This window comes from Streptomyces sp. NBC_01257 (assembly GCF_035917255.1).
Lineage (GTDB): Bacteria > Actinomycetota > Actinomycetes > Streptomycetales > Streptomycetaceae > Streptomyces.
On record NZ_CP108472.1, the window covers coordinates 2,505,485 to 2,531,339 of the forward strand.

Annotated in this window: 27 protein-coding genes; 2 read left to right on the forward strand and 25 right to left on the reverse strand. The window is 73.5% G+C overall.

Annotated elements, in window-relative coordinates; all coding sequences use genetic code 11:
* Positions 1-5 precede the first annotated feature (5 nt).
* The 11 genes from lgt to hisI all read right to left on the reverse strand — a co-directional run bounded on the left by lgt (position 6) and on the right by hisI (position 8,924).
* The gene (lgt, locus tag OG408_RS10520; protein WP_266777629.1) at positions 6-977 is read right to left on the reverse strand and encodes a prolipoprotein diacylglyceryl transferase; all 972 of its coding nucleotides are present in this window, start codon (positions 975-977) and stop codon (positions 6-8) included.
* Between the two features lie 99 nt (positions 978-1,076).
* Positions 1,077-1,904 carry a DsbA family protein gene (locus OG408_RS10525; protein ID WP_266777631.1) on the reverse strand — a complete coding sequence of 276 codons (828 nt, stop codon included), beginning with the start codon at positions 1,902-1,904 and terminating at the stop codon, positions 1,077-1,079.
* 76 nt (positions 1,905-1,980) lie between these two features.
* A complete protein-coding gene (gene trpA / locus OG408_RS10530) occupies positions 1,981-2,793 on the reverse strand; it encodes a tryptophan synthase subunit alpha (RefSeq protein ID WP_326669528.1) in 813 nt (270 codons plus the stop codon).
* Positions 2,790-4,076, reverse strand: coding sequence for a tryptophan synthase subunit beta (trpB, locus tag OG408_RS10535; protein ID WP_326669530.1), 1,287 nt, complete (start codon positions 4,074-4,076; stop codon positions 2,790-2,792). The genes trpA and trpB overlap by 4 nt, the downstream gene beginning before the upstream one ends.
* Before the next feature lie 134 nt (positions 4,077-4,210).
* Complete coding sequence (gene trpM, locus OG408_RS10540) at positions 4,211-4,429, reverse strand: tryptophan biosynthesis modulator TrpM (protein WP_405402787.1); 219 nt, start codon at positions 4,427-4,429, stop codon at positions 4,211-4,213.
* A gap of 8 nt (positions 4,430-4,437) precedes the next feature.
* Entirely contained in the window at positions 4,438-5,247 is an 810-nt protein-coding gene (trpC, locus tag OG408_RS10545) for an indole-3-glycerol phosphate synthase TrpC (RefSeq protein WP_266777637.1), read from the reverse strand.
* A 115-nt stretch (positions 5,248-5,362) separates the two neighbouring features.
* Positions 5,363-5,863 (reverse strand): DUF2752 domain-containing protein, encoded by a 501-nt coding sequence (locus tag OG408_RS10550; RefSeq protein WP_266777640.1) that lies wholly within the window; start codon positions 5,861-5,863, stop codon positions 5,363-5,365.
* A 77-nt stretch (positions 5,864-5,940) separates the two neighbouring features.
* Complete coding sequence (locus OG408_RS10555; RefSeq protein WP_266777642.1) at positions 5,941-6,189, reverse strand: HGxxPAAW family protein; 249 nt, start codon at positions 6,187-6,189, stop codon at positions 5,941-5,943.
* A gap of 131 nt (positions 6,190-6,320) precedes the next feature.
* The gene (locus OG408_RS10560) at positions 6,321-6,980 is read right to left on the reverse strand and encodes a TIGR02234 family membrane protein (protein ID WP_266777644.1); all 660 of its coding nucleotides are present in this window, start codon (positions 6,978-6,980) and stop codon (positions 6,321-6,323) included.
* Between the two features lie 61 nt (positions 6,981-7,041).
* Positions 7,042-8,529: an anthranilate synthase component I gene (locus tag OG408_RS10565; protein ID WP_266777646.1), complete on the reverse strand. Its 1,488-nt coding sequence runs from the start codon at positions 8,527-8,529 to the stop codon at positions 7,042-7,044.
* A gap of 11 nt (positions 8,530-8,540) precedes the next feature.
* Positions 8,541-8,924: a phosphoribosyl-AMP cyclohydrolase gene (gene hisI, locus OG408_RS10570; RefSeq protein WP_285565343.1), complete on the reverse strand. Its 384-nt coding sequence runs from the start codon at positions 8,922-8,924 to the stop codon at positions 8,541-8,543.
* Between the two features lie 84 nt (positions 8,925-9,008).
* Here hisI and OG408_RS10575 point away from each other — a divergent pair, with 84 nt between their 5' ends.
* The gene (locus OG408_RS10575) at positions 9,009-9,641 is read left to right on the forward strand and encodes a TIGR03085 family metal-binding protein (protein ID WP_266777650.1); all 633 of its coding nucleotides are present in this window, start codon (positions 9,009-9,011) and stop codon (positions 9,639-9,641) included.
* 21 nt (positions 9,642-9,662) lie between these two features.
* On the opposite strand, the gene OG408_RS10580 is transcribed toward OG408_RS10575, so the two are convergent.
* The 5 genes from OG408_RS10580 to OG408_RS10600 form a co-directional block, all read right to left on the reverse strand.
* Positions 9,663-10,913 carry an MFS transporter gene (locus OG408_RS10580; RefSeq protein ID WP_326669535.1) on the reverse strand — a complete coding sequence of 417 codons (1,251 nt, stop codon included), beginning with the start codon at positions 10,911-10,913 and terminating at the stop codon, positions 9,663-9,665.
* Between the two features lie 82 nt (positions 10,914-10,995).
* On the reverse strand, positions 10,996-11,583 hold the full coding sequence (locus tag OG408_RS10585; protein WP_326669537.1) for an ArsR/SmtB family transcription factor: 588 nt from the start codon (positions 11,581-11,583) through the stop codon (positions 10,996-10,998).
* 39 nt (positions 11,584-11,622) lie between these two features.
* Positions 11,623-13,221 (reverse strand): sodium/solute symporter, encoded by a 1,599-nt coding sequence (locus OG408_RS10590; RefSeq protein ID WP_266777656.1) that lies wholly within the window; start codon positions 13,219-13,221, stop codon positions 11,623-11,625.
* A gap of 293 nt (positions 13,222-13,514) precedes the next feature.
* Positions 13,515-14,891: a helix-turn-helix domain-containing protein gene (locus OG408_RS10595; protein WP_326669540.1), complete on the reverse strand. Its 1,377-nt coding sequence runs from the start codon at positions 14,889-14,891 to the stop codon at positions 13,515-13,517.
* Positions 14,892-15,107: 216 nt separating this feature from the next.
* Complete coding sequence (locus OG408_RS10600) at positions 15,108-17,939, reverse strand: helix-turn-helix transcriptional regulator (protein ID WP_326669541.1); 2,832 nt, start codon at positions 17,937-17,939, stop codon at positions 15,108-15,110.
* 162 nt (positions 17,940-18,101) lie between these two features.
* On the opposite strand from OG408_RS10600, the gene OG408_RS10605 reads away from it, so the two are divergent.
* A complete protein-coding gene (locus OG408_RS10605; RefSeq protein WP_266777662.1) occupies positions 18,102-18,878 on the forward strand; it encodes an alpha/beta fold hydrolase in 777 nt (258 codons plus the stop codon).
* 73 nt (positions 18,879-18,951) lie between these two features.
* On the opposite strand, the gene bdeA is transcribed toward OG408_RS10605, so the two are convergent.
* From bdeA to hisD, 9 genes are all read right to left on the reverse strand, one after another.
* Positions 18,952-19,836, reverse strand: coding sequence for a bis(hydroxyethyl) terephthalate hydrolase (gene bdeA, locus OG408_RS10610; RefSeq protein WP_266786084.1), 885 nt, complete (start codon positions 19,834-19,836; stop codon positions 18,952-18,954).
* A gap of 227 nt (positions 19,837-20,063) precedes the next feature.
* Positions 20,064-20,819 (reverse strand): imidazole glycerol phosphate synthase subunit HisF, encoded by a 756-nt coding sequence (gene hisF / locus OG408_RS10615; RefSeq protein WP_219570706.1) that lies wholly within the window; start codon positions 20,817-20,819, stop codon positions 20,064-20,066.
* Complete coding sequence (locus OG408_RS10620; RefSeq protein ID WP_266777666.1) at positions 20,816-21,214, reverse strand: RidA family protein; 399 nt, start codon at positions 21,212-21,214, stop codon at positions 20,816-20,818. The genes hisF and OG408_RS10620 overlap by 4 nt, the downstream gene beginning before the upstream one ends.
* Positions 21,211-21,936 carry a bifunctional 1-(5-phosphoribosyl)-5-((5-phosphoribosylamino)methylideneamino)imidazole-4-carboxamide isomerase/phosphoribosylanthranilate isomerase PriA gene (gene priA / locus OG408_RS10625; RefSeq protein WP_266777668.1) on the reverse strand — a complete coding sequence of 242 codons (726 nt, stop codon included), beginning with the start codon at positions 21,934-21,936 and terminating at the stop codon, positions 21,211-21,213. Before priA ends, OG408_RS10620 begins: the two co-directional genes overlap by 4 nt.
* Entirely contained in the window at positions 21,936-22,577 is a 642-nt protein-coding gene (gene hisH, locus OG408_RS10630; RefSeq protein WP_285565336.1) for an imidazole glycerol phosphate synthase subunit HisH, read from the reverse strand. The genes priA and hisH overlap by 1 nt, the downstream gene beginning before the upstream one ends.
* Before the next feature lie 10 nt (positions 22,578-22,587).
* Positions 22,588-22,755 carry a hypothetical protein gene (locus OG408_RS10635; protein ID WP_266777672.1) on the reverse strand — a complete coding sequence of 56 codons (168 nt, stop codon included), beginning with the start codon at positions 22,753-22,755 and terminating at the stop codon, positions 22,588-22,590.
* A complete protein-coding gene (gene hisB / locus OG408_RS10640) occupies positions 22,752-23,354 on the reverse strand; it encodes an imidazoleglycerol-phosphate dehydratase HisB (protein ID WP_219570702.1) in 603 nt (200 codons plus the stop codon). Before hisB ends, OG408_RS10635 begins: the two co-directional genes overlap by 4 nt.
* Positions 23,351-24,484, reverse strand: coding sequence for a histidinol-phosphate transaminase (locus OG408_RS10645; RefSeq protein WP_266777676.1), 1,134 nt, complete (start codon positions 24,482-24,484; stop codon positions 23,351-23,353). The genes hisB and OG408_RS10645 overlap by 4 nt, the downstream gene beginning before the upstream one ends.
* Complete coding sequence (gene hisD / locus OG408_RS10650) at positions 24,481-25,803, reverse strand: histidinol dehydrogenase (protein WP_266777678.1); 1,323 nt, start codon at positions 25,801-25,803, stop codon at positions 24,481-24,483. Before hisD ends, OG408_RS10645 begins: the two co-directional genes overlap by 4 nt.
* Between the last annotated feature and the right edge of the window lie 52 nt (positions 25,804-25,855).

Below are 25,855 nucleotides of genomic sequence, written 5' to 3' on the forward strand. Positions count from 1 at the left end.
GGGCGTCAGCCCTTGGCCGTCTCCGCCTCACCGTTCGTCTTCGGCGCGTCCTCCTCGGACGCGGACTCGACCGGCTTCACGTCGCCGGGCTCCCGGTCCTCGCCGGACTCCCCGTCCTCGGCGTCCCCGGCATCGGCCGCGTCCGTGGACACGGGCGTCTGGGGCGTCTCCGGCTCGACGATCTCCTCGCGGCCCGGCCTCACCCTCGCCGAGATCACGATGTACACCACCGCGAGCACGAACACGATCAGCGCGGTCCACACGTTCAGACGCAGGCCCAGGATGTGGTGGGCCTCGTCGACGCGCATGTACTCGATCCAGGCGCGGCCCGCGCAGTACGCGGCGACGTACAGCGCGAACGCCCGTCCGTGTCCGAGCTTGAAGCGGCGGTCGGCCCAGATCACCAGGAGCGCCACACCGATGCACCACAGCGACTCGTACAGGAACGTCGGGTGGTAGGTGCCGGCGACCCGGTTGGGGCCCTCGCTGATCTTCAGCGCCCACGGGACGTCGGTCTCCCGGCCGTACAGCTCCTGGTTGAACCAGTTGCCCCAGCGGCCGCAGGCCTGGGCCAGGGCGATTCCGGGGGCGAGCGCGTCGGCCCAGGCGGGCAGCGGGATGCCGCGGCGGCGGCAGCCGATCCAGGCACCGACCGCGCCGAGCGCGATCGCACCCCAGATACCGAGGCCGCCCTGCCAGATCTTGAAGGCGTCCACCCAGTTCTCACCGTCGCTGAAGTACAGCTGGTAGTCGGTGATGACGTGGTAGAGCCTTCCGCCGACGAGGCCGAAGGGCACGGCCCAGACGGCGATGTCGGCGACAGTGCCGGCTTTGCCGCCTCGGGCGACCCAGCGCTTGTTGCCGAACCAGACGGCGACGAAGACACCGATGATGATGCAGAACGCGTAGCCGCGGAGCGGGATCGGTCCGAGATCGATCACGCCGGTCGACGGGCTGGGGATGTAGGCAAGATTCATGGCATCGTCGACGCTACCCTGCCGGGCGGGACGTACGGCAACCCGCCCGACAACGTCTGGGTAACGAGCCGGTCATCGATTCCCCCGGGCGGGCGCCGCTCAGGAGCCCGACGGGGAGGGTGTGACGGTGCCCGGCTTCTTGCCCTTGTTGGCCTCGGCGACCCACTTCTTCAGGTTGGCGACGGTGATGGCCTCGTTCCCCTTCTTGGGGAAGATCGACTCGCCGTTGAGCAGGGCGGTGGGCGTGCCCTGGAATCCGCCGTTCTGGAACGCGGTGTTGGACTTCTGCACCCAGGCGTCGTGCTTGCCGTCCTCGACACAGCTGCGGAAGGCGGGCGTGTCGAGCCCGTCGACCTTCTTCGACAGGTCGATCAGCTTGCCGTTGTCACCGAAGGCGTCGTCGGACTCCTGCGGCTGATTGCGGTACAGGACGTCGTGGTAGGCGGGGAACTTGCCGACGTCCTGGGCGCAGGCCGCCGCGTTGGCCGCCCTGAGCGAGCCGCTGCCGCCGAGATTGCCGTCGATCAGCGTGGCGAAGTGGTAGTCGACCTTCAGCTGCCCGCTCTGCTCCAACTGGTGGATCGTGTCGCGGAACGCGTTCTCGAACTGGGCGCAGACCGGGCAGCGGAAGTCCTCCCAGACCGTGAGCGTGGACGGGGCGTCGTCCGCTCCCACCGGAATGGTCAGGCTGTCCTTGCCGGTAGCCCCGGACGGCGCGACGGCCGGACCTGACGCCTTGGCCTTGTCACCCTTGCCACCGGTGTTCGCCGCGATCACACCGACGACGGCGGCCAGCCCCAGCACCCCCACCACGGCCGCGGAGACGATCAGCGTGCGGCGGCGGCGCTCGCGCGCCCTCGCCTGCTCGCGCTGCTGGATCAGCCGGTCACGCGCGGCCCTTTTTCCCTCTTGGTTCTTCTCGCTCACACCCGCAGCAACGAACCGGGGAGGCACTCGCGTGCCTCCCCGGTCCCAGGTCCACCCATTCGGGTTACGCCCGGCGTCAGCGCTTTCGAACACCCTCGGCCAGATCGGCCGCCAGCGAGCGGACGGCCACGAGACCGGCCGCCTCGTCGGGGGCGTCGAGCATCCGCTTGACGAAGGCGGATCCGACGATGACGCCGTCGGCGAAGCCCGCCACCTCCGCGGCCTGCTCGGCGTTGGAGACGCCGAGGCCCACGCAGACCGGGATGCCGGTGGTGGCGCGGGTTCGCCGCACCAGGTCCTGGGCCTGTTCGCCGACCGAGGCGCGGGTGCCGGTGACGCCCATGAGCGACGCGGCGTACACGAAGCCGGAGCCGGCCGCCGTGATGGTGGCGAGCCGCTCGTCCTTGCTGCTGGGCGCGACGACGAACACGGTCGCGAGGCCGTGCTTGTCCGCGTGCTCGCGCCACAGCGCGGACTCCTGGACCGGCAGGTCGGGCAGGATGCACCCGGCGCCGCCCGCCGCGGCGAGCTCGGCGGTGAAGCGCTCGACGCCGTACCGGTCGATCGGGTTCCAGTACGTCATGACGAGGATCGGCGCGCCGGTCGCCTCGTGCGCCTCACGGACCGTGCGCATCACGTCGGCGATCCGCACGCCGCCGCGCAGCGCGACGTCGTCGGCGGTCTGGATGACGGGTCCGTCGAGCACCGGGTCGCTGTGCGGCAGCCCGACCTCGACGACGTCGGCGCCGCCCGCGACCACGGCCTTGACGGCCTCGATGGCGCCGTCCACGGTCGGGAAGCCGGCGGGCAGGTACGCGATCAGCGCGGCCCGGTCCTCGGCGCGGGCCGCGGCGAGCGTGGTGTTCAGCAGCTCGATGTTGCCGCTCACTTGGCGTCCCCCTCGATCTCCGCGATGTCGCTGTCCGCGGCGGCCTCGACCGCCGCGTCCGTGTCGTACAGCCCGAAGTAGCGGGCCGCCGTGTCCATGTCCTTGTCGCCGCGGCCGGACAGGTTGACCAGGATCAGTCCGTCCTTGCCGAGCTCCTTGCCGACCTCCAGGGCCCCGGCCAGCGCGTGGGCGCTCTCGATCGCCGGGATGATGCCCTCGGTGCGGGAGAGCAGGCGCAGCGCCTGCATGGCCGCGTCGTCGGTGACCGCGCGGTACTCGCCGCGGCCGACGTCCTTCAGGTAGGCGTGCTCCGGGCCGATGCCCGGGTAGTCCAGACCGGCCGAGATGGAGTACGGCTCGGTGATCTGGCCCTCGTCGTCCTGGAGGACGTAGCTGCGCGAGCCGTGCAGGATGCCGGGCTCGCCCGCGGTCAGGGTCGCCGCGTGCTCGCCGGTCTCCACGCCGTGTCCGGCGGGCTCGCAGCCGATGAGGCGGACGCCGGCGTCCGGGATGAAGGCGTGGAAGAGGCCGATGGCGTTGGAACCGCCGCCGACGCAGGCGACCGCGGCGTCCGGCAGCCGGCCGGCCTTCTCCAGGATCTGCCGCCTGGCCTCGACGCCGATCACGCGGTGGAAGTCGCGGACCATCGCCGGGAAGGGGTGCGGGCCCGCGACCGTACCGAAGAGGTAGTGGGTGCGGTCCACGTTGGCGACCCAGTCGCGGAACGCCTCGTTGATGGCGTCCTTGAGGGTGCGGGAGCCCGACTTCACGGCGATGACCTCGGCGCCGAGCATCCGCATGCGCGCCACGTTCAGCGCCTGGCGCTCGGTGTCGATCTCGCCCATGTAGATGGTGCATTCGAGGCCGAAGAGCGCGCAGGCGGTCGCGGTGGCGACGCCGTGCTGGCCGGCTCCGGTCTCGGCGATGACACGGGTCTTGCCCATGCGCTTGGTGAGCAGCGCCTGGCCCAGCACGTTGTTGATCTTGTGCGAGCCGGTGTGGTTGAGGTCCTCGCGCTTGAGGAAGATCCGGGCGCCGCCCGCGTGCTCGGCGAAGCGCCGGACCTCGGTGAGGGCGCTGGGGCGGCCGGTGTAGTCGACCATGAGCGCGTTGAGCTCGGCGGCGAAGGCCGGGTCGGCCTTGGCCTTGTCGTACTCGACGGCGACCTCGTCCACGGCGGCGACGAGCGCCTCCGGGATGAACTTTCCGCCGTACGCGCCGAAGTACCCCTCGGCGCTGGGGATCAGACCCTCCGGGTCCGGAATGAAGAAGTCGGACGACATCTCGACGTGCTCCTCGGCATGGCAGTGGGTGGGTTCACCGTATGCGCCGTGAGCGGAGCGCCGCCGCGGCCGTGGCCGGGCGGTGCGGTCGTGCGGGTCCGCCGGTGGGGCGGGGACGACGGCCGGGGCTCGCTCTACTGCGCGGACCCCGTGCGCCATCGCATGCCGTTGACCTGGCCGGGCTCGTCGCCGATCACGTACCGCACCCGCCGGCCGTGCACGCGGCGGGCGGGTGCGCGGCAGCCGCGGGGGCGGCAGCCGCGTGCCAGCGGCGCGTGCGGGTCCCGCAGCTGCCGCGGACCGGCGGGGCGCAGGCCCGGCCGGGGGCGGAAGGCGGAACAGTCGGCGGACACGGGTGCGGTCAGCTCCGTCCGTGCCGGAGCGCCGGGTGGGCGCCGGCGGCGACCAGGTCGGCGACGGCGGACCGCGGGTCGCGGCCGGTGACCAGGGACTCGCCGACCAGCACGGAGTCCGCGCCGGCGTTGGCGTAGGCGATGAGGTCGTGCGGGCCGCGGACGCCGGACTCGGCGACCTTGATGATGTGGTCCGGGATCTCCGGGGCGACGCGCTCGAAGACGGAGCGGTCGACCTTGAGGTCCTTCAGGTTGCGCGCGTTGACGCCGATGATCCTGGCGCCGGCCTCCACCGCGCGCTCCGCCTCCTCCTCGTCGTGCGCCTCGACCAGCGGCGTCAGGCCGATGGACTCGGCACGCTCGATCAGGGAGACGAGCGCCTCCTGGTCGAGGGCGGCGACGATCAGCAGGGCCAGGTCGGCGCCGTACGCGCGCGCCTCCCACAGCTGGTACGAGGTGACGATGAAGTCCTTGCGCAGGACCGGGATGTCGACCTTGGCCCGGACGGCCTCCAGGTCGGCCAGCGATCCGCCGAAGCGGCGCTCCTCGGTGAGGACCGAGATGACGGACGCGCCGCCCGCCTCGTAGTCCGCGGCGAGCGCGGCCGGGTCGGCGATCGCGGCCAGGGCGCCCTTGGAGGGGCTGGAGCGCTTGACCTCGCAGATGACGGTCACGCCCTCGCCACGCAGGGCGGCGACTCCGTCCTTCGCCTGGGGAGCGCGGGCCGCGCGTTCCTTGAGCTCGTCGAGGCTGACGCGCGCCTGCCGCTCCGCGAGGTCGGCGCGGACGCCGTCGATGATCTCGTCGAGCACACTCACGCGAGAGGCCCCCTTCCGGGACGTTGACAAGGGAACAGGATGAGACATCCCGATGGTATCCGCAGGAGGCCGATGGGCCCGCATCCGGCCACTGGATGTCCCACTACCTGGGCATTCACGGCGCGAGCGCCGATCCGAACGGCAGGTTCCGGACGACCGTGAAGATCAGCAGGACGGCACCGATCCCCCACCAGTGGACCGGTTTCGGTTCGAACCGCAGCGGCCGCCCGGAGGCCGCCCGGACCGCCCAGAGGACCCAGAGCACGGCGAAGGCCGCGTAGCCGATGACGGCGAGGGCGTTGGAGCCGAGCGCCGCCGCGATGTCGCCGTGCGCGAAGGCGTGGGCACTGCGCAGCCCGCCGCAGCCGGGGCAGTAGATGCCGGTGAACCGGAGCAGCGGACACACCGGGTAGTGGCCCGGTTCGTTGGGGTCGACGGAGCCGACGTAGCCGAAGGCGCCGACGACGACGGCCAGGACGGCGGCCGGGGTGGCGATCCGCCGCAGCCGCGAGGCCGGGACGGGAGCGGGCGGGAAGACCGGCGGGAGGCCCTGGTGGCCGGGCACCGGCGCGGGGCCGGCCGACGGAGGGGCTGCGGGAGAAGGCGATGCGTCCACCCGGTGATTGTCGCCGCTGACGCGGAAAGGCGCAGCCCGGACCGGGCTGCGCCTCGCGCGTGCGTCCTCGGGACGGGTCAGGAGGTCTGCGCCTGACCGGCGCGGGCCCTGGCCGCCGCCAGTTCCGACGACTCCTTCGGCATGCCGAGGCCGGCGGCCTTCATGGCCAGGCCGACGATCCCGCCGACGAAGACGACGACGATTCCGGCCCAGAACCCGAGCGGGTTGGCCGCGACCATGAAGACGCCCGCGATGCAGAAGCCGATGAAGGCGATGATGACACCGGTCCAGGCGGCCGGGGTGTGTCCGTGGCTGCTGCCCGCCATGAGTTGCTCCTCGTTGATGTTGCGCTGTTGGTATCGCTCGGGGTCGCCGCGACCGTGCCGCTGTGGGCGCCGGAGTGCCGCGAGCTCACGGCCATTGTCCCGCACGTGCGGGTGCGGCGTGAGCGTGGGGGTCATGCCTCGCGCGTCGGGTCCTCGCCGCGGTCCAGGGCCTTCCACAGGTCCTCGGGCCGGTCGGGGTCCGGGGCGGCGCGGGGGGCCTTGCGGGGGCGCGGGGTGCCGTCGCGCTCGTACCGTCCGGACATCGTGGGCCAGCGGCTGCCGAAGCGCAGGGCGAGGAGTCCGGCCAGCAGGATCAGCAGGCCGCCGGCCGCGGTGATGTAGGGCCAGGCGGTGTGGCTGAGTGCGTGGATGGCGGCGGAGGTGTCACCGGTGGTCTGCGCGGCCTTCTCGTCGAGTGCGGCGCTGTCGGACGCGCCGATGTAGGCGCTCAGCGCGGCGCCGAGGCCGCTGAGGGCCAGCAGTCCTGCGACGGCGAGCCGGCCGGCGCCGCGGACGGCGAAGACGGCGACGAGGGCGGCCAGGCCGACTATGGCGAGGGCCGCGGGGAGGCCGGTGACGTCCTGCCCCTCGGCGCTCAGTGCCAGGGTGCCGCCGCCGACCGCGGCCTTGCCCTCGGCCCAGGTCTGGCCGGAGGCGAGCAGGACGACGGTGGCACCGGCGGCCCCGAGGAGCAGGCCGGCGGCCAGGCTTCGGCGGCTCCCCGCGCTGTCGGGCGCGGCGGCGGCTTCGGCACGGGGCTGGGGTACGGGGACAGCACTCACGTACTCCACTATCCCTTACGGCCCCGTGATGGCGGACCGCCCCCCGTGTGCCGGTCGTCTCACCGGATCGTCAGTGCCCGCCGAGCCGGTTGGCGGTGTGCACGGCGCGCAGCACCGCCGCGGCCTTGTTGCGGCACTCGGTGTCCTCGGCGACCGGGTCGGAGTCGGCGACGACGCCGGCCCCGGCCTGGACGTACGCCGTGCCGTCGCGCAGCAGCGCGGTGCGGATGGCGATGGCGGTGTCGGAGTCCCCGGCGAAGTCGAGGTAGCCGACGCAGCCGCCGTACAGCCCGCGGCGGGTGGGTTCGAGCTCCTCGATGATCTGCATCGCGCGCGGCTTGGGGGCGCCGGAGAGGGTGCCCGCGGGGAAGCACGCGGTGAGGACGTCGAAGGCGGTACGGCCCTCGGCGACGCGGCCGGTGACGGTCGACACGATGTGCATCACGTGGGAGTACCGCTCGATCGACATGAAGTCGACGACCTCGACGCTGCCCGGCTCGCAGACGCGCCCCAGGTCGTTGCGGCCGAGGTCGACGAGCATCAGGTGCTCGGCGCGTTCCTTCGGGTCGGCGAGGAGTTCGTCGGCGAGCGCCTGGTCCTCCTGCGGGGTGGCGCCGCGGTGCCGGGTGCCGGCGATCGGGTGGACCATCGCGCGGCCGTCCTCGACCTTGACGAGGGCCTCGGGGCTGGAGCCCGCGACGTCGAAGCCGTCGAAGCGGAAGAGGTACATGTACGGGGAGGGGTTGGTGGCGCGCAGCACCCGGTAGACGTCCAGCGCGCTCGCCGTGCACGGGGTCTCGAAGCGCTGGGAGGGGACGACCTGGAAGGCCTCGCCTGCCCGGATGCGCTCCTTCACGTCCTCGACGGCGTCCTGGTAGGCCTTGCCTCCCCACAGGGCGGTGTAAGGCGGGAGCTCGGAGGGCGGCAGGGCGGCGGGGGCGTTCTCGACCGGGCGGCGCAGGTCCCGTTCCATGGCGTCGAGCCGGGCGACGGCGTCGGCGTGGGCCTCGTCGACGCCGGTGGCCAGGTCGTTGTGGTTGATCGCGTTGGCGATCAGCAGGACGCTGCCGTCCCAGTGGTCGAGGACGGCGAGGTCGGAGGTGAGCAGCATCGTCAGCTCGGGGAGCTTCAGATCGTCGCCGCCGCTCTCGCCGATCTTCTCCAGCCGGCGCACGATGTCGTAGCCGAGGTAGCCGACCATGCCGCCGGTGAACGGCGGGAGCCCCGATTCCTGGTCGTGCGGGGTGTGCAGGGTCTCGATGGTGGCGCGCAGGGCCTGCAGCGGGTCGCCCTCGACGGGAACGCCGACCGGCGGGGTGCCGAGCCAGTGGGCCTCGCCGTCGCGGGTGGTGAGGGTGGCGGCGCTGCGTACGCCGATGAAGGAGTAGCGCGACCAGGTGCGGCCGTTCTCCGCGGATTCCAGGAGGAAGGTGCCGGTGCGCTCCCCCGCCAGCTTGCGGTAGAGACCGACCGGGGTGTCGCCGTCCGCGAGGAGCCGGCGGGTGACGGGGATGACGCGCCGGTCGACGGCCAGCTTGCGGAACGTGTCGAGATCCATGGCGGCTGACCCTACTGTCCGAGCGTGAGGACGTCGGCGTCGAAACAGGTGCGGTCGCCCGTGTGGCAGGCGGCGCCCGTCTGGTCGACCTTCACGAGGACCGTGTCGGCGTCGCAGTCCAGGGCGACGGACTTGACCTGCTGGATGTGGCCGGAGGTGTCGCCCTTCACCCAGTACTCCTGGCGGCTGCGCGACCAGTAGGTGCAGCGGCCGGTGGTGAGGGTGCGGTGCAGGGCCTCGTCGTCCATCCAGCCGAGCATCAGCACCTCGCCGGTGTCGTACTGCTGGGCGATGGCCGGGACCAGTCCGTCGGCACCGCGCTTGAGGCGGGCGGCGATGGCGGGGTCGAGGTCGCTGGCGGGCCGGGGGGTGCCGGGCGTGGGCGTGCTGGTCATCTGCCCATTGTGCCGTGGCTGCGGAGGGCTTCCGGGCGTGCGTCCACTGGGCGGACGGTGGACGGCGGTCGTACGCTGGCGGACATGTCGACCCATGCGAAGCGCGAACGACTTCTGCTCGCCGACCTGTTGGAGGCCGTGGGCCCGGAGGCCCCGACCCTCTGCCACGGCTGGAAGGCCCGTGATCTGGCGGCCCATGTGGTGGTGCGGGAGCGGCGGCCCGACGCGGCGGCCGGGACCCTCATCGGACCGCTGAGGAACCGCAACGAGAGGGTCACCGCGGAATTCGCCGCGAAGCCGTACGAGGAACTGATCCAGCTCATCCGTACGGGTCCGCCGCGGATGTCCCCGTTCGGGCTGAAGCAGCTGGACGAGGCGGCGAACACGGTCGAGTTCTACGTGCACACGGAGGACGTCCGCCGGGCACAGCCGGACTGGTCGGCGCGGGAGCTGGACCCGGTCTTCGCCGACGTCCTGTGGTCGCGTACGGAGAAGGCGGCGCGGATGCTGGGCCGCAAGGCCCCGGTGGGGCTGGTGCTGCGCCGCCCGGACGGCCAGACGGCGGTGGCGCACAAGGGCACCCCGGTGGTGACGGTGACCGGTGAGCCGGGCGAGCTGCTGCTGTTCGCGTTCGGACGGCAGGACGCGGCGCGGGTGGAGCTGGAGGGCGAACAGGACGCGATCGGCCGGCTGACGACGGCGAAGCTGGGGATGTAGGGCCGGCCGCCCGGGGCGGCCTCAGCCCGGGAGTTCCGCGCGGCGCAGCCGGGTGAAGGCCAGGCCGCCCACCGCGCCCGCCCCGCACAGCACGGCGCTGGCGACGAAGACCGGTCCGGTGCCCCAGAGGGCGACGGCCGCGCCGGTGACGGGGTAGCTGAGCGGCGCGAGCGCGTGGGTGAAGAGCGTCGAGACCGAGGTGACCCGGCCCAGGTAGCCGGGGTCGGCGGCGGTCTGTGTGAGCGCGCCGCACAGGGCGCCGCCGAGGCCGGCGAAGAGTCCGATGAGGAACGCGACCCCCGCGGCGAGCGGCACGGACGGCGCGAACGCCAGGGCCCCGATGGCGACCGCGCCGACCAGCACGGTCAGGCACATGACGAGTCCGGCCCGGGGGACGCGGCCCCGCACGGTGAGCAGCAGGGCCGAGGCGCCCGCGCCGGCGCCGAAGGCGGCGACGACCCAGCCCATGCCGGACGCACCCCAGCCGCGTTCGTCGCTGAGCAGGATCAGGCCGAGGTTGAGGGGTCCGACGAAGCCGAGTTCGCTGACGGCGACGACGAGCGTCAACGGTCCGAGGAGGGGGTGGCGGCGGATGTAGCGCAGTCCGTCGGCCAGTTCGCGCCGGGCGGTGCCTGCGGGTGCTGCCTCGGCCTGGTCCGTCACGGGCAGCGGGCTGATGCGTACGGCCAGCAGCAGTGGCAGCGAGACGGCGAAGAGGACGCCCGCGGCGGCGAAGGCGAGGACGGGTCCGCCGAGGGCGACCGCGACGCCGCCGAGCGGGGCGCCCACGACGTTGGCGGTGCGGGTGGCGAGGCCGCGCAGTCCCTGGACCCGGGCGAGCTGGGAGGCGGCGGTGATCCGGGGCGGCAGGGCGCCTACGGCGGGCAAAAAGAGGGCGTCGACCGCGCCGAAGACGAGTGCGACGGCGATCAGCATCCACACCGTGGGCGAGGTGAGGAGCAGGGTGCCGGCCAGGCCGAGGATGACGAGACAGCGGGCGGTGTCGCTGGCGACGACGACGCGGCGCGGCCCGAGCCGGTCGGCGAGCACTCCCCCGCCGAGCAGCAGGACGGCCCGGGGTATGGAGCCGGCGGCGAGCACCAGACCGGTCTGCGAGGCGCTGCCGGTGCGGGCGGCGGCCCAGGCGAGGGCCATGTAGTAGACACTGTCGCCGATCGTGGACGCCGTGTAGGCGCCGAGCCAGCGCAGGACGTTGCCGTCGCGGTGGGCGGGGCGTCCGGGGGCTTCGGTGGCGCTGAGGGTGACGGTCACGGGGCGTCCTCTCGGAGCAAGCCGGGGTCGGGCTGAAACGGTCAGGAACGGTCCGGGTCCGGGGCGGTCAGGTCCGGAACGGTCAGGTCCGGAACGGGAAGCCGTACAGGTGCAGCGCGACGTTCTCGCGGTCCTCCGTGTCGCCCGCCTCGTCACGGGTGCGGCCCTGCTCCTCGTACCGGTTGATGACCGCGTGCAGTTCGCGTTCGAGCGCGGAGAGCTCGTCGGGGGTCAGCCGGGCCAGGTACTCCGAGGTGTAGGAGGCCTTGCGCCACTTCGCCGTCCAGGTGCGGTACGCGTCGAGGAAGCGGCGGTACATCTCGACGTGCTGGTCGAACGAGAGCCGGCTGACCGCGGTGTGGGTGGCGGCCTTCTCCGGCGCGTCGCTGAAGTCCTCGTCGTGGAAGCGCAGCCCCTTCGACGCGGCCTGCCACCAGCGCTCGCGGCCGTCCCTGCCCTCCCGGTCGGCCTCCTCGATCAGGCCGTGGTCGGCGAGCTTGCGCAGGTGGTAGCTGACGAGCGAGACCTGCTCGTCGACCTGCTCGGCGAGCTGGGAGGCGGTGGCCTGCCGGGCGATGTAGAGCGCGCGGTAGAGCTTCATCCGCAGGGGGTGCCCGAACGCCTTGAGCGTGCCGAGGTCGGACACCCGGCGTGATTCGTTGCTTGCCATGCCCTCCACGGTAGATAGGAAAGAAAACTTGCGCAATATCTATTGCGCAATAAAAGTTGCACGACGGGCCGAGCCCTCTGCCGCCGGCCGCTCCCGCCGCCCGGTACGGGACCCCAGGTACCCCAGGAGGAACCCGGCCGGGATCGTGATCAGGCCCGGCGTCTGGAGCGGGAACCAGTGGAAGTCGCGGGACGGGAACAGCGCGATGGGGGTGCCGGAGAACGCGGGCGAGAACACCATCAGGACCGCGATCAGCGGCAGCGTGCCGTAGACCGTCCAGCGCACCCCGCGCGCGTCGAAGCCCGGCCGGAACAGTGCGTACAGGAGGACCGGCGGGAGCACGGAGGCGGCGGCCGCGAAGGAGAGCGAGAGCAGCACCTGCGGATTGCGCTCGTGGGTGTACGTCGACACGTAGACGGAGAGCGCGCCGACCAGCACGACGGCCAGCCGGGCGCGGAGGATCTCGCGCCCGGCGGACCGGTCGGAGCGGGCGGCCGTACGGGCCCGGGCCTTCGCCGCGAAGTCGCGGGCCAGGGACGAGGCGGCGGCCAGGGTGATGCCGGCCACGGCGGCCAGCGTGGTGGCGAACACCGCGCAGGCCACGAACGCGAACAGCAGGGACTCGCGCGGCCCGCCGGCACCCGGGTCGAGCGCGCCGGTCACCAGCAGCAGCGCCGTGCCGCCCGCCGGGTCCGCGGCCTGGATGACCTTGTGGCCGAGCAGGGCGGCCGCGCCGAGGCCGACCACGACGACACCGGCGCACAGGAAGGCCACCGGGGCCGCCGCCCAGACGGTGGCGCGGCGCACGGTCCAGCTGTCGCGCATGGGGTGCAGCCGCATCATGATGTGCGGCATGCAGGCGGCGCCGAGGACCAGGGTGAGCTGGAAGCCGAGCAGGTCCAGGGTGCCGGAGAGGGTGTGGCCGAACTGCAGACCTGGGCGGGCGTACGCGCCGCCGGCCCCGCTGCCCTGCCGGGCGGCGTCGAACAGGGCGAACGGGTTCCAGCCGTAGCGGGCGAGCACCAGGCCGGCCAGCAGGGTCACCGCGGCCAGCACCACCGCGACCTTGACGATCTGGATGTAGCCGGTGCCGCGCATGCCGCCGACGGCGGAGTAGCAGACCATCAGGGCGCCGCTGGCGACGGTGCAGCTGGTGAGCGCGCCGTCCGGCAGCCCGAACATCGAGGTCATCACCCGCCCCGCGGTGGCGAGTTGCACCAGCAGCAGGGGCGTCAGGACGACCAGGGTGGTGATCCCCAGGGCGCGGCGTACGGTCGGGTCGCCGAGCCGGTCCGCGAGGAAGTCGCCGAGGGTGAACACGCCCTTGCGGCGCATCGGTTCGGCCAGGATCCGCATGACCAGGACCAGGGACGCGACCGTGGCGAGGGCGAAGAGGATGCCGTCGAAGCCGGCGAGCGCGACCGAGCCGGTCGTGGAGAGCAGGGTGGCGGCCGAGATGTAGTCGCCGGCGATGGCCAGTCCGCTCCCGGCCGGACCGAGGGCGGAGCCGCCGCCCGCGTAGAAGTGCTCCGGGTCGTCCTGGTCCGCGGCCGCCAGCCCGCACAGCAGCAGCGACACGGCGACGAAGCCGAGGAAGACGACGACGGCCAGCGACCGGGCGTCGAAGCCGCCGCTCACCGGCGCGCTCCCGGGGCCGGGGCGCAGGGAGCGGCGGGTGCGGGGGCGTTCGTGAGCGCGCGGGGTGCGTGGAGCGCGCGGGATTCCGGGGGCACGGGAGGCATGCCGGTTACGGCATCAGGTGCCCGGATCCGCGTACAGCGGGCGGGGCGGGTGCGCTGCGCGCGTACAGCGGGTGGCGAGGAGGACTGTGCGGGAGCACACGCGCCGGCCGCGCGTGCGCTCCCCCGTTCCCGGTCCGTGCTCTCGGCCCGCGTTCCCAGTCCGCGTGCCAGGCGCCCTCGTCCGCGGTCTCAGTCCGTGAGCAGGCGCCTTGCCGCCAGGGCGAGGGAGACCTCGACCGCGTCGGACGGGCGGGTCAGGCAGCGGCCGGTCAGCTGCTCGAACCGGCGCAGCCGGTTCAGGACGGTGTTGCGGTGGCAGTAGAGACGGGCTCCCGCGCGCTGCGCCGAACCGTCCGAGTCGAGCCATGCCGTGAGCGTCTCGATCAGCACGTCGCGGTCGGCGGGGTCCAGCCGGTCCAGCGGACCCAGGACCCGGGCGGCGAGCGCGGAGCCGAGTCCCGGGGACGAGACGACCAGGGCCGCGGGCAGCTGCTCGTCGAGCAGGACGACGCCGCCGCCGGCCGGGCAGGCCCGCAGCGCGGTCTCGGCGAGCCGGCGGGCGTCCCCGACCGCCGCCAGTCCTTCGACGGCGGAGCTGATCCCGACCCGCGCGCCCGGCGGGACGGACAGGCCGGCGGCCAACGCCGCCAGTTCCGCGTCCCCGTCGACCGCGCCGGCCGGCGCCTCGGGCCCTTCGCTCCCCCCGGCCGACGCGGTGCCGGCCGTGTCGGCGACCGGTGCGGCGGCCTCGGCCGCCCCCTCGCCCCAGGTCAGCGGGACGATCGCGAACTCCGCCTCCGGTCCCGGGTGCCAGAGCGCGTCCGTGCCGGCGGGCAGCGTCATCGGAGGGTGCGTGGTGCCGTGCGGGGCGCGGCGGGCGGTGGCGACCGCGAGCACCGCGTACCTGCCCTGCTCCGGCAGCCCCAGCATCGCCGCGGCGTCCGGCAGTTCGGCGATCTGCGCGGTGCCGTCCAGCAGCGCCGCAGTCATCAGGCGCTGGCGGTTCTCCCGCCGCCAGACCAGCCGGCGCTCCGTCTGCCGGTAGGCGTCGGCGACGACGCCGCAGTGCTCGTCCACGAAGTTCCAGACGTCCGCCGCGACATGCACCAGCAGCCGGATGTCCTCGGGGTGGCGGCGCGCGGTCTCGTCCACGAGGTCCTGCCAGACCATCGCACCGCCCATCCGGAAGGCGTGCAGGACCGCGTCGAGCGGCAGACCCTGCTCGGCCCTGACCTCACCGATACGCCGGGAGGTGCGGTGGGCGGCGTCCCGGAACTCGCGGGGCTGGATCAGCGACTGGACGTTGTGCCGCAGCGAGTGGTGCACCTCCTGCCAGATGTCCGCCGCGTCGGCCTCGATCGCCGAGCGGTAGGCGGGTTCCTGCTCGCGCAACGCCTCGACCAGCCGGTCCGTCAGCTCGGGCAGCGCCTCGACCAGCACCCGGGCGGCCCGGTGCAGTACGGCGACGGCCTCGCGATCGGCCAGTGAACGGAAGCGGCGCGGCATCGGCGCGACGGGTGGCGGCCCGTGCAGCGCCCTGACCCGTGAACGTACGACCTGCGGCATGGCGGCCTCCACCGGGATTCGGCCGGCTCCGGAAATCGGCCGGCTCCGGTTCGCCCAGCCCGGCATTGGGCATGAGCACACCGAATCATCCTGACGCCCGCAGAATGGCATACCGCCCAGTCGGTACCTAGGGGTCTGCGGCGTTCTTCTCATCACGGTCCTGCAACCTCCCGGCCCGGCCCCCGGCGCCGGACCCCTGAGGCCGCCCGGCGGTTCCTACCTGCCCAGCACCCTGGCCAGCTCCGTTCTCGACCGCACGCCGAGCGCGGCGAAGACATTGCGCAGGTGGTGGTCGACGGTCCGCGTGCTCACCGAGAGCCGCAGCGCCACCTCACGGTTGGTGGCCCCCTCGGCGACGCACCGGGCGATCCGCTGCTGCTGCGGGGTCAGCACGGCCAGCGGATCGGGTCCGCCGGCCGCGGCCGGCGCCTCCACGGCCTCGCCCGCGGCACGCAGTTCACCGCTCGCCCTGTCCTCCCAGGCGCGTGCGCCGCACCGTTCGAAGGCGACCAGGGCGTCCCGCAGCGGACCCCTGGCCTCCCGGGTGCGGCGGCGCCGGCGCAGCCAGGCCCCGTACAGCAGCTGGGTGCGGGCGTGCTCGAAGTCGCCGCCCGCGCGGTCGTGGTGGGCGAGCGCCTCCTCGTACCGTCCGGCCGCGTCGGCCGGTGCCGCCAGCAGGGCCCGGCAGCGGGCCAGCTGGGCGGGGGCCTGGGGGTCGGTGGTCCGGGTGGTCCAGACGGCGAACTCCGCGACGGCGTCGGCCACCGGGTCCCCTCCCCTGCCCCGGTCCGCCCGCCCGGCCAGGACGGACGCCTCGACGTAGCAGGGAACGGCGAGCATCCGGGTGGCGAAGTGCCCCCGCCGGGGGCCGGGCCTGACGAGCGGGTCGAGGCGGGCCGCAGCCTCGCCGGAGCGCCCCGCCGCCAGGTCCGCGCGGGCGAGCGCCCAGGAGGCGAGGGTCGCGGCCTGCGCGAGGCCGTGCGGTCCCGCCCCGGCCAGGGCCGCGTCCGCGTGGGTGGCGCAGGCCTCGGTGCCGTCCTCGACGGAGGCGGCGAGCGCGAGCACGGCGTGCAGGTGGGATGCGGTGTTGGGCTGCCCGGTACGCCGGGCGGCGTGCAGACCCTCCAGCGCGTGGGCGCGGGCGCGGGCATGGCGGCCGGCCCGGAGCTCGGCGTACGCCAGGTGCTCCAGCGCCTGCGGCAGCAGCGCCTCTGGCCCGGCGGCCCGGACGGCGGCCAGGGCCCGGGCCCCTGAGCGGCACGCCCCGTCGACATCGCCCACCACCAGGGCCGCCACCCCGCCGCGCAGCAGGACGGCGGGGTCGTGCGCCCGGCCGGTGGATTCGACGCAGCGGCGCAGCAGCGCCTGCCCTTCGGCGACGCGTCCGCGCAGCACGGCGCACATGCCGTCGCGGTACTGCACGAGGGCCGGATCGGCCGCGGAGGCCGGGATACGGGTCAGGGCGTCGAGGTACGCGAGGGCGTCGCCCATCGCCCAGGCGGCCTCGGCCGCGCCGAGGCGGGCGTCCAGGGCGCGCCGCGGGTCGTGCGGGGCGAGCAGCGCGGCGGCGGTGAGGAGGGCCTCGTGAGCGTCGGTCGCCGGTCCGTCGCGCAGGGCGAGCAGGCCGCGCACCAGGTGGGCGCCGTCGTGCGCGGGGCGCGCGCCGACCCGTGCCAGCAGTGCACGGGCCCTCCCGGCGTCGCCCGCCAGCCGGGTGTGCTCGGCCGCCGCCGCGTACCGGGCGGCCCGCACCGCCTCGTCGGTGGAGAGCCCGGCGGCGCGGGCGAGTGCGGCCGCCCGTTCGGCATGCTGCCGCGGCGCCACGGCCGCCGCCTCCAGCGCGTCGGCCAGCGCGTCATCGGGCCCCGCCGCGGCGCAGGCCCGCTGGACGAGCGCGGGCAGCAGGGCGGGCCCGGACGCCGGGCGCCGCGGAGAGGGAAACGGAAGCGGATGGGGATGTGCGGGAGGCAGTGCCTGAACCGGCGTCAGCAAGGTGGCGAGCAGGCCGTGCACCGCGCGGCGGCGCTGCGGGGAGGCGCGGTGCAGGACCGCCCGGCGCACCAGGGGATGGCTGAAGTGGACGCGCTCCCCCGCCCGTTGGAGCGCGCCCGCGGTCCCGGACGGGGTGAGCAGCGCGAGGTCGAGCGCGGCGGGACCGAGGCCGGCCGATACGGCGGCGCGGAGCAGGAGCGCACCATCGGTGCCGGCGCCCTCCGGCTCGTGCTCCTGCGCCGCGGCCGCGAGCAACAGGAGGGTGCGGGTGTCCGGGGGCAGCCCGTCGAGGCGGGCCGCGTGGGCGTCCAGGACGTCCTCCGCACCGGGCAGCGGCCAGGGCAGCGCGATGCGGCCGGCCAGGTGGTCGGGGGTGAGCCGGGCGGCGAGTCCGGCGAGCAGCCGGGGGTTGCCGGCCGCCTCCCGCAGCAACTCGCCGCGGACCACCGGGTCGACCTGGTCCGCGGCGCCGGCGGCCTCGGTGATCCGGTCCAGGAGCGCCGCCGCCGCATCGTCGTCGAGGGGGCCGAGCCGCAGCGCGGGCAGCCCCGCGAAGCTCGTCTCGTCCCCGGCACCGATCACCACCGCGACCCGGCTGCCCGCGCCGAGTCTGCGGGCGGCGAAGACGAGGGCGGCGCGCGATTCCTGATCCCAGCCGTGCGCGTCGTCCACCGACACCAACAGCGGACGTTCCGCGCCGAGTTCACGCAGCAGGACGAGCAGTTCGGTGGCGGTGATGCCGTCGCGCAGCACCCGGTCGGGCGACAGCGGGAGCGGGCCGGGCGCGGAACAGAGCAGGGCGTGCAGCCCGCTGTACGGCAGTCGCCGCTCGGCGGGAGCGGCGGTGGCGGACAGCACGGGGCCGGTGCGCCGCTCCCGGTGCGCGGCCACGGCCCTGTCCAGGAGCGCGGTGCGGCCGAAGCCGGGCAGCGCGGTCAGGACCAGCGCGCCGCCGTCACCGTGCCGCAGCCGCCCCAGGAGGGTGTCCAGGATGGCGAGTTCACCGCTGCGGCCGTACAGCCGGAGCGGACTGTGCACGGTCGTCGATGGAGTCACGACCGGCACGTTACTTCCGCGTAAACAACGTCGGAAGGTGTGCGTCCGCCCGCGCCCCGCCCCGGGCCCGTTGCGGGGCGCCGTCCCAAGGCGGGCGGGACTTGGCTGTGCACCGGCACAGTGCGGACCCGGTCGCGGGGGCGCCGCCCGTAGCGTCGTGCCATGACAGATGAATTCCGTACGGACGACGGTCTGACGCTGCGTTACTGGTCTTGGTCCCGGGGTCCCGGGTCCGGTCTGCCCCCGGTGATCCTGCTGCACGGTTTCGCCGCCGACGCCCGGCTGAACTGGGAGGGTCCGGGTGTGGTGGAGGCGCTGGTGTCGCGGGGCCGTCAGGTCATCGCGCCCGACGCCCGGGGCCACGGCGCCTCGGACAAGCCGCATGACGACGCGCTGTACGGCGAGGCGCTGATGGCCCGGGACGTCCGGCGGCTGATCGACCGCACGGGCGCCGGTGAGGTCCATCTGGCGGGTTACTCGATGGGCGCGGTCGTGGCGCTGCTCGCGGCGGCCGCCGACGAGCGGATCACCCGGCTGGTGGTCGGCGGGATCGGCGCGGGTGCGGTGGAGGTCGGCGGGCTGGACACCCGGGTCATGCCGCCGGAGCTGGTGGCGGCGGCGCTGACGGCCGATGACGCGGCCGACGCCCCCGAACGCACGCGGGCCTTCCGGGTCCTGGCCGACACGACGGGTGCCGACCGGCCGGCCCTGGCCGCGCAGATCCGCTCGGTGCACCGGGGCCCGCTGCCGCTGGACCGCATCCGGATACCGGTGCTGGTGCTCGCCGGTGCGGCCGATCCGCTGGCCGTACGGCCCGCAGTGCTGGCCGACGCCATCCCCGGGGCGCGGCTGGAGGTGCTGCCCGGCGACCATCTGACAGTCGTCCGGGACCCCGGATTCGCCGCCTCCGTCGCCGGGTTCCTCACCGAGGACGACTGAACGTCCCGGGGCGGGCCCCATGCCGAAGGGCCGGACCGCTGTGCGCGGTCCGGCCCTCATCGGGCGTCAGGGACTAGGAGGTGTGCGGGCAGTTGCCCCGCGACTCGGCGACCGTCAGGCTCACCGCCGGCAGCGGGCACAGGAACTGCTCGTAGCGGGTGTCGTTGTCGATGAAGCGCTTCAGCCACGAAATGCTGTACTTCGCGATCGTGGTGTTGGAGGAGTTCGGGGTGAAGTGCGTGGCCCCGCGCAGTTCCACGTACGCCTTGTCCAGGGTGCTCGGCAGCGACTGGTAGAAGGGCTCCGAGTGCGTGGCGACGGGGGCGATGGTGTCGCCGTCCGCGCCGAAGATCAGGGTGGGGGTGCGGACCTCGGGCCAGGTGGTGTCGAGGTTCCAGCCGGTCAGCGGGATCGCCGCCTTCAGCGAGGTACGGCTCTTCGCGGCCTCCAGGGTGCCGCCGCCGCCCATGGAGTGGCCCATGACACCGAGCCGGGAGGTGTCGATCCGGGTCCGCACCGAACTGGTCTTCGTCAGGTAGTCCAGCGCGGCCAGGAGCTGACGGCCGCGGCTGTCGGGCTGGTCCAGCGTGGTGTTGGTGTCGATGGTGAAGACGACGAAGCCCTGCGAGGCGAGCCGCGGTCCGAGCCAGGCGATGCTGGACTGGTAGGCGGTGAAGCCGGGCGAGATGGCGACCGCGCCGAAGGTGCCGTCCGTCGTGGACGTCGGGTAGTAGATGGTGCCGCCGCCGAAGCCGCTGACGCTCAGCGAGGAGACGCTGGTCTGCGAGACCGCGTACGAGCCGCGGCTCGCCTCGATGCTCGTGTTGCTGGGGGCCGGGCCGCGCTCGTAGGGGTTGTCGGCGGCCTGGGCGCCGGGGATCAGCGCGGTGCACAGGCCCGCGGTGGCGACGGCTGCGGCCAGCAGGCCCTTGACGACGCGGGAGCGGCTCTTGGACATCCGGTGGCGCGGGGAGATGTCGCCGGAGGGGAGGTGCTGCACGAGGGGGGATCCTCTCGGTCGTGGCGGGAGCCACGCCGGGCAGGGGCCGAGCCCCCGTCACCTGACACCGGGGTCGCTCGGGGTGCACCGCGTGGAACCGCCGTTGTTCTCTGGCGGTCGCCACTCTGGCGGTGCACCCCGGCGGCGCACATCGGCAACTTCACCGGTCCTCCGCCCGCGCGTCCTCAGCGGACCGGGTGACCGGCCTCCCGCAGAGCGCCCTTGACCTCGGAGATCCGCAGATCGCCGAAGTGGAAGACGGACGCGGCGAGGACCGCGTCGGCCCCGGCGTCGATGGCCGGGGCGAAGTCCGCGAGCCGGCCCGCGCCGCCGGAGGCGATGACGGGCACGCTCACGTGCTTGCGGACGGCGGCGATCATCTCGGTGTCGTAGCCGTCCTTGGTGCCGTCGGCGTCCATCGAGTTGAGCAGGATCTCGCCCGCGCCGAGTTCGGCTGCCCGGTGCGCCCATTCGACGGCGTCGATGCCGGTGCCCTTGCGGCCGCCGTGCGTGGTGACCTCGAAGGTGCCCGCCGGGGTGCGGCGGGCGTCCACGGACAGGACGAGCACCTGGCGGCCGAAGCGTTCGGCGATCTCCCGGATCAGCTCCGGCCGGGCGATGGCCGCGGTGTTGACGCCGACCTTGTCGGCGCCGGCCCGCAGCAGCTTGTCGACGTCGTCGGGGGTGCGGACACCGCCGCCGACGGTGAGCGGGATGAAGACCTGCTCGGCGGTGCGGCGCACCACGTCGTAGGTCGTCTCCCGGTCGCCGCTGGACGCGGTGATGTCGAGGAAGGTCAGCTCGTCGGCGCCCTCGGCGTCGTACAGCTTCGCCATCTCGACGGGGTCACCGGCGTCGCGCAGGTTCTGGAAGTTGACGCCCTTGACGACCCGGCCCTTGTCGACGTCGAGGCAGGGGATGACACGGACCGCGAGCGTCATCGCGCACCTGCCCGGTAGGCCTCGACCTCGACCTCGACGACCAGGCTCGGGTCGACGAGACCGGACACGATGAGCATGGAGGACGCGGGACGCACCGCGTCGAACAGCTCCTTGTGGGCGCGGCCGACCTCGTCGGTGTCCCGGGCGTGCGTGACGTACATCCGGGTACGGACGACGTCCTCGCGGCCGAGGCCGAGCTCCTTCAGCGCCTCGAAGGCGACCTGGAAGGAGGTGACGGTCTGCTCGTAGGGACCGCCGGCCGAGATCGCGCCGCCCACCACCGACGTGCAGCCGGCCACCAGCACCAGCCCGTTCGGCAGTTCGACGGCGCGGGAGTAACCGAACTTCTCCTCCCAGGGGGCGCCGGAGGAGATCCGGCGTACGGAGTCCGTCATACGGAGACCGCCTCCAGGGCCTCTTCGAGCGTGAACGCCTTCGCGTACAGCGCCTTGCCGACGATCGCGCCCTCGACGCCCGCCGGGACGAGCGAGGAGATGGCCCGCAGGTCGTCGAGCGAGGAGACGCCGCCGGAGGCGACGACGGGCTTGTCGGTGGCGGCGCAGACGTTCTTCAGGAGCTCCAGGTTGGGGCCCTGGAGCGTGCCGTCCTTGGCGATGTCGGTGACGACGTAGCGGGCGCAGCCCTCGGAGTCGAGGCGGGCGAGCGTCTCGTAGAGGTCGCCGCCGTCGCGGGTCCAGCCGCGGCCGCGCAGCGTGGTGCCGCGGACGTCGAGGCCGACCGCGATCTTGTCGCCGTGCTCGGCGATGACCTTGGCGACCCACTCCGGGGTCTCCAGGGCGGCGGTGCCGAGGTTGACGCGGCGGCAGCCGGTGGCGAGGGCGGCGGCGAGCGAGGCGTCGTCGCGGATGCCGCCGGAGAGCTCGACCTTGATGTCCATGGCGCCGGCGACCTCGGCGATGAGGGCGCGGTTGTCACCGGTGCCGAAGGCGGCGTCCAGGTCGACGAGGTGCAGCCACTCGGCGCCGGAGCGCTGCCAGGCGAGTGCGGCCTCCAGCGGGGAGCCGTAGGAGGTCTCGGAGCCGGACTCCCCGTGCACCAGGCGGACCGCCTGGCCGTCGCGGACGTCTACGGCGGGAAGCAGTTCAAGCTTCGGCATTACAGCGTCTCGATCCAGTTGGTCAGCAGCTGGGCGCCGGCATCGCCGGACTTCTCGGGGTGGAACTGGGTGGCCCACAGCGCGCCGTTCTCCACGGCCGCCACGAACCGTTCGCCGTGCGTGGCCCAAGTGACCTTGGGGGCGCGGATCTTGGCGTTGGTGACTTCGAGGGACCAGTCGTGCGCCGCGTAGGAGTGCACGAAGTAGTACCGGGCCTCGGGGTCGAGTCCGGCGAACAGCCGGGAGTCCCCGGGGGACTCGACGGTGTTCCAGCCCATGTGCGGGACGACGTCGGCCTTGAGCGGGCCGACCGTGCCGGGCCACTCGTCGAGCCCCTCGGTCTCCACGCCGTGCTCGATGCCGCGCTCGAAGAGGATCTGCATACCGACGCAGATGCCCATGACGGGGCGGCCGCCGGAGAGCCTGCGGCCGATGATCCATTCGCCGCGGGCCTTCCTCAGGCCCTCCATGCAGGCGGAGAACGCTCCGACGCCGGGCACCAGCAGCCCGTCGGCGTTCATCGCCGTGTCGAAGTCGCGGGTGATCTCGACGTCGGCGCCGACATGGGCGAGGGCGCGTTCGGCGGACCGCACGTTGCCGAAGCCGTAGTCGAAGACGACGACCTTCTTCTTGGTGTCCACGTTCCGCCCCTCAGTCCCAGAGTCCCTGGATCCGCATGACGCCCGCCACCAGGCACATCACGGACGCGATCGAGAGCAGCACGATGACGCCCTTGGGCATCCCCTGCTTCGAGAAGGAGTAGACCCCGCCGGCCAGGAAGAGACCGACCAGGATCAGGACGGTGTTGAGGCCGGTCACAGCGCGCCCTTCGTGGAGGGGAGGATGCCGGCCGCGCGCGGGTCGTGCTCGCTGGCGTAGCGCAGGGCCCGGGCGAGCGCCTTGAACTGGCACTCCACGATGTGGTGCGCGTTGCGCCCGTACGGGACGTGGACGTGCAGGGCGATCTGTGCCTGGGCGACGAAGGACTCCAGGATGTGCCGGGTCATCGTCGTGTCGTACTCGCCGATCATCGGCGCCATGTTCTCGGGCTCGGTGTGCACGAGGTAGGGGCGGCCGGAGAGGTCGACGGTGACCTGGGCGAGCGACTCGTCCAGCGGGACGGTGCAGTTGCCGAAGCGGTAGATGCCGACCTTGTCGCCGAGGGCCTGCTTGAAGGCGGCGCCGAGCGCGAGGGCGGTGTCCTCGATGGTGTGGTGCGAGTCGATGTGCAGGTCGCCGTCGGTCTTGACCGTGAGGTCGAACAGTCCGTGGCGGCCCAGCTGGTCGAGCATGTGGTCGTAGAACCCGACCCCGGTCGCGACATCGACCTTGCCGCTGCCGTCGAGGTTGATCTCGACGAGCACGGAGGTTTCCTTGGTGGTCCGCTCCACTCTTCCTACGCGGGCCTCGCGAGTCATGCGTCGTGCTCCTTCTTCAGTTCGCGTACCGCATCGAGGAACGCGTCGTTCTCTGCCGGGGTCCCCGCGGAGACCCGCAGCCGTCCCGGTACGCCGTTGTCCCGGACCAGGACGCCCCGGTCGAGGATGTACTGCCAGGCGGTGTGGCTGTCGGCGAAGCGGCCGAACTGGACGAAGTTGGCGTCCGAGTCGGTGACGTCGAAGCCGAGAGCGCGCAGCTCGGTGACGATCCGGTCGCGCTCGCCCTTGAGCTGCGCGACGTACCCGAGGAGCGTATCGGTGTGCTCCAGGGCGGCGAGCGCGGTGGCCTGGGTGACCGAGGACAGGTGGTACGGCAGCCGCACCAGCTGGACGGCGTCGACGACGGCCGGGTCCGCGGCGAGGTAGCCGAGCCGCAGCCCGGCGGCGCCGAACGCCTTGGACATGGTGCGGGAGAGCACCAGGTGCGGGCGGCCCTCGATCAGCGGGAGCAGCGAGGCGTGGTGGCTGAACTCGCCGTACGCCTCGTCGACCACGACCATCGACGGGCCCGCGGCCTGCGCGGCGTCGTACAGCGCGAGGACGGTCCCGGCGTCCACGGCGGTGCCGGTGGGGTTGTTGGGCGAGGTGATGAAGACGACGTCGGGGCGCTCCTGCGCGATGACCGCGCGGGCCGCGTCGACGTCGATGGTGAAGTCCTCGTTGCGCGGTCCGGAGATCCAGCCGGTGCCGGTGCCGCGGGCGATGAGGGCGTGCATCGAGTAGGAGGGCTCGAAGCCGATGGCGGTACGGCCCGGCCCGCCGAAGGTCTGCAGCAGTTGCTGGAGCACCTCGTTGGAGCCGTTGGCCGCCCACACGTTGGCGCGGCCGACCTCGTGCCCGGCGGTGCGGGTGAGGTAGCGGGCGAGCTCGGTGCGGAGCTCGACGGCGTCCCGGTCGGGGTAGCGGTTGAGGTCGCGGGCGGCCTCGCGGACCCGTTCGGCGATCCGGTCGACCAGCGCCTCGGGGAGCGGGTAGGGGTTCTCGTTGGTGTTCAGCCGGACCGGTACGTCGAGCTGGGGGGCGCCGTACGGCGACTGGCCGCGCAGTTCGTCGCGGACGGGGAGGTCGTCGATGCGGGTGTTCCCGCGAGGGGTGTCGCTGTTCGTCACTGCTGCGGAACCTTCCACCCGAACCTGGCCTTGAGAGCGGCGCCGTGGGCGGGGAGGTCCTCCGCCTCGGCGAGGGTCACCACGTGGTGGGTGACCTCGGCGAGCGCGTCGCGCGTGTAGTCGACGATGTGGATGCCGCGTAGGAAGGACTGCACGGACAGGCCCGAGGAGTGGCAGGCGCAGCCGCCGGTGGGCAGGACGTGGTTGGAGCCGGCGCAGTAGTCGCCGAGGGAGACGGGCGACCAGGGGCCGACGAAGATCGCGCCGGCGTTACGGACCCGGCCGGCGACGGCCGCGGCGTCGGCGGTCTGGATCTCCAGGTGCTCGGCGGCGTACGCGTCGACGACCTTGAGGCCGTCCTCCAGGTCGTTGACCAGGACGATCGCGGACTGCCGGCCGGCCAGCGCGGGTTCGATCCGGTCGGTGACGTGCTTGGTCGCGGCGACCTGCGGCTTCAGCTCGGCCTCGGTGGCGGCGGCGAGCTCCTCGGAGTCGGTGACCAGCACCGCGGCGGCCATCGGGTCGTGCTCGGCCTGGCTGATCAGGTCGGCGGCGACGTGCACCGGGTCGGCGGTGGCGTCGGCGAGGATGGCGATCTCGGTGGGGCCGGCCTCGGCGTCGATGCCGATGCGGCCCTTCAGGAGACGCTTGGCGGCGGCGACGTAGATGTTGCCGGGGCCGGTGACGAGGTTCACCGGCAGGCAGTCCTCGGTGCCGTACGCGAACATCGCGACGGCCTGGGAGCCGCCGGCCGCGTACACCTCGTCGACACCGAGCAGCGCGCAGGCGGCCAGGATCGTCGGGTGCGGCAGTCCGCCGAACTCCTTCTGCGGCGGGGACGCGACGGCGATGCCCTCGACCCCCGCCTCCTGCGCCGGGACCACGTTCATCACGACGGACGACGGGTAGACCGAGCGCCCGCCCGGCACGTACAGCCCGACGCGCTCGACCGGCAGCCACTTCTCGGTGACGGTGCCGCCGGGGACGACCTGGGTGGTGTGCGTGGTGCGGCGCTGCTCGCGGTGGACGAGCCGGGCGCGGCGGATCGACTCCTCGAGGGCGGCGCGCACGGCGGGGTCGAGCGTCGTCAGGGCGTCGGTGATCGCGCCGGCCGGGACCCGGACCGAGTCCAGCCGCACCCCGTCGAGCCTCTCCCCCCAGTCGATCACTGCCGCTGAGCCACGATGGCGTACGTCCTCGCAGATGGGCCGCACCGTCTCCAGGGCGGCTTCCACGTCGAACTCGGCACGGGGCAGCAGGTCGCGCAGGGCGCCGCCCTCGGGGAGGGCATCGCCGCGCAGATCGATTCGAGAGATCACACCGCAATTCTCGCAGACCGCCTCCGGCGCCCGGACGCCCGTATCACTGGCT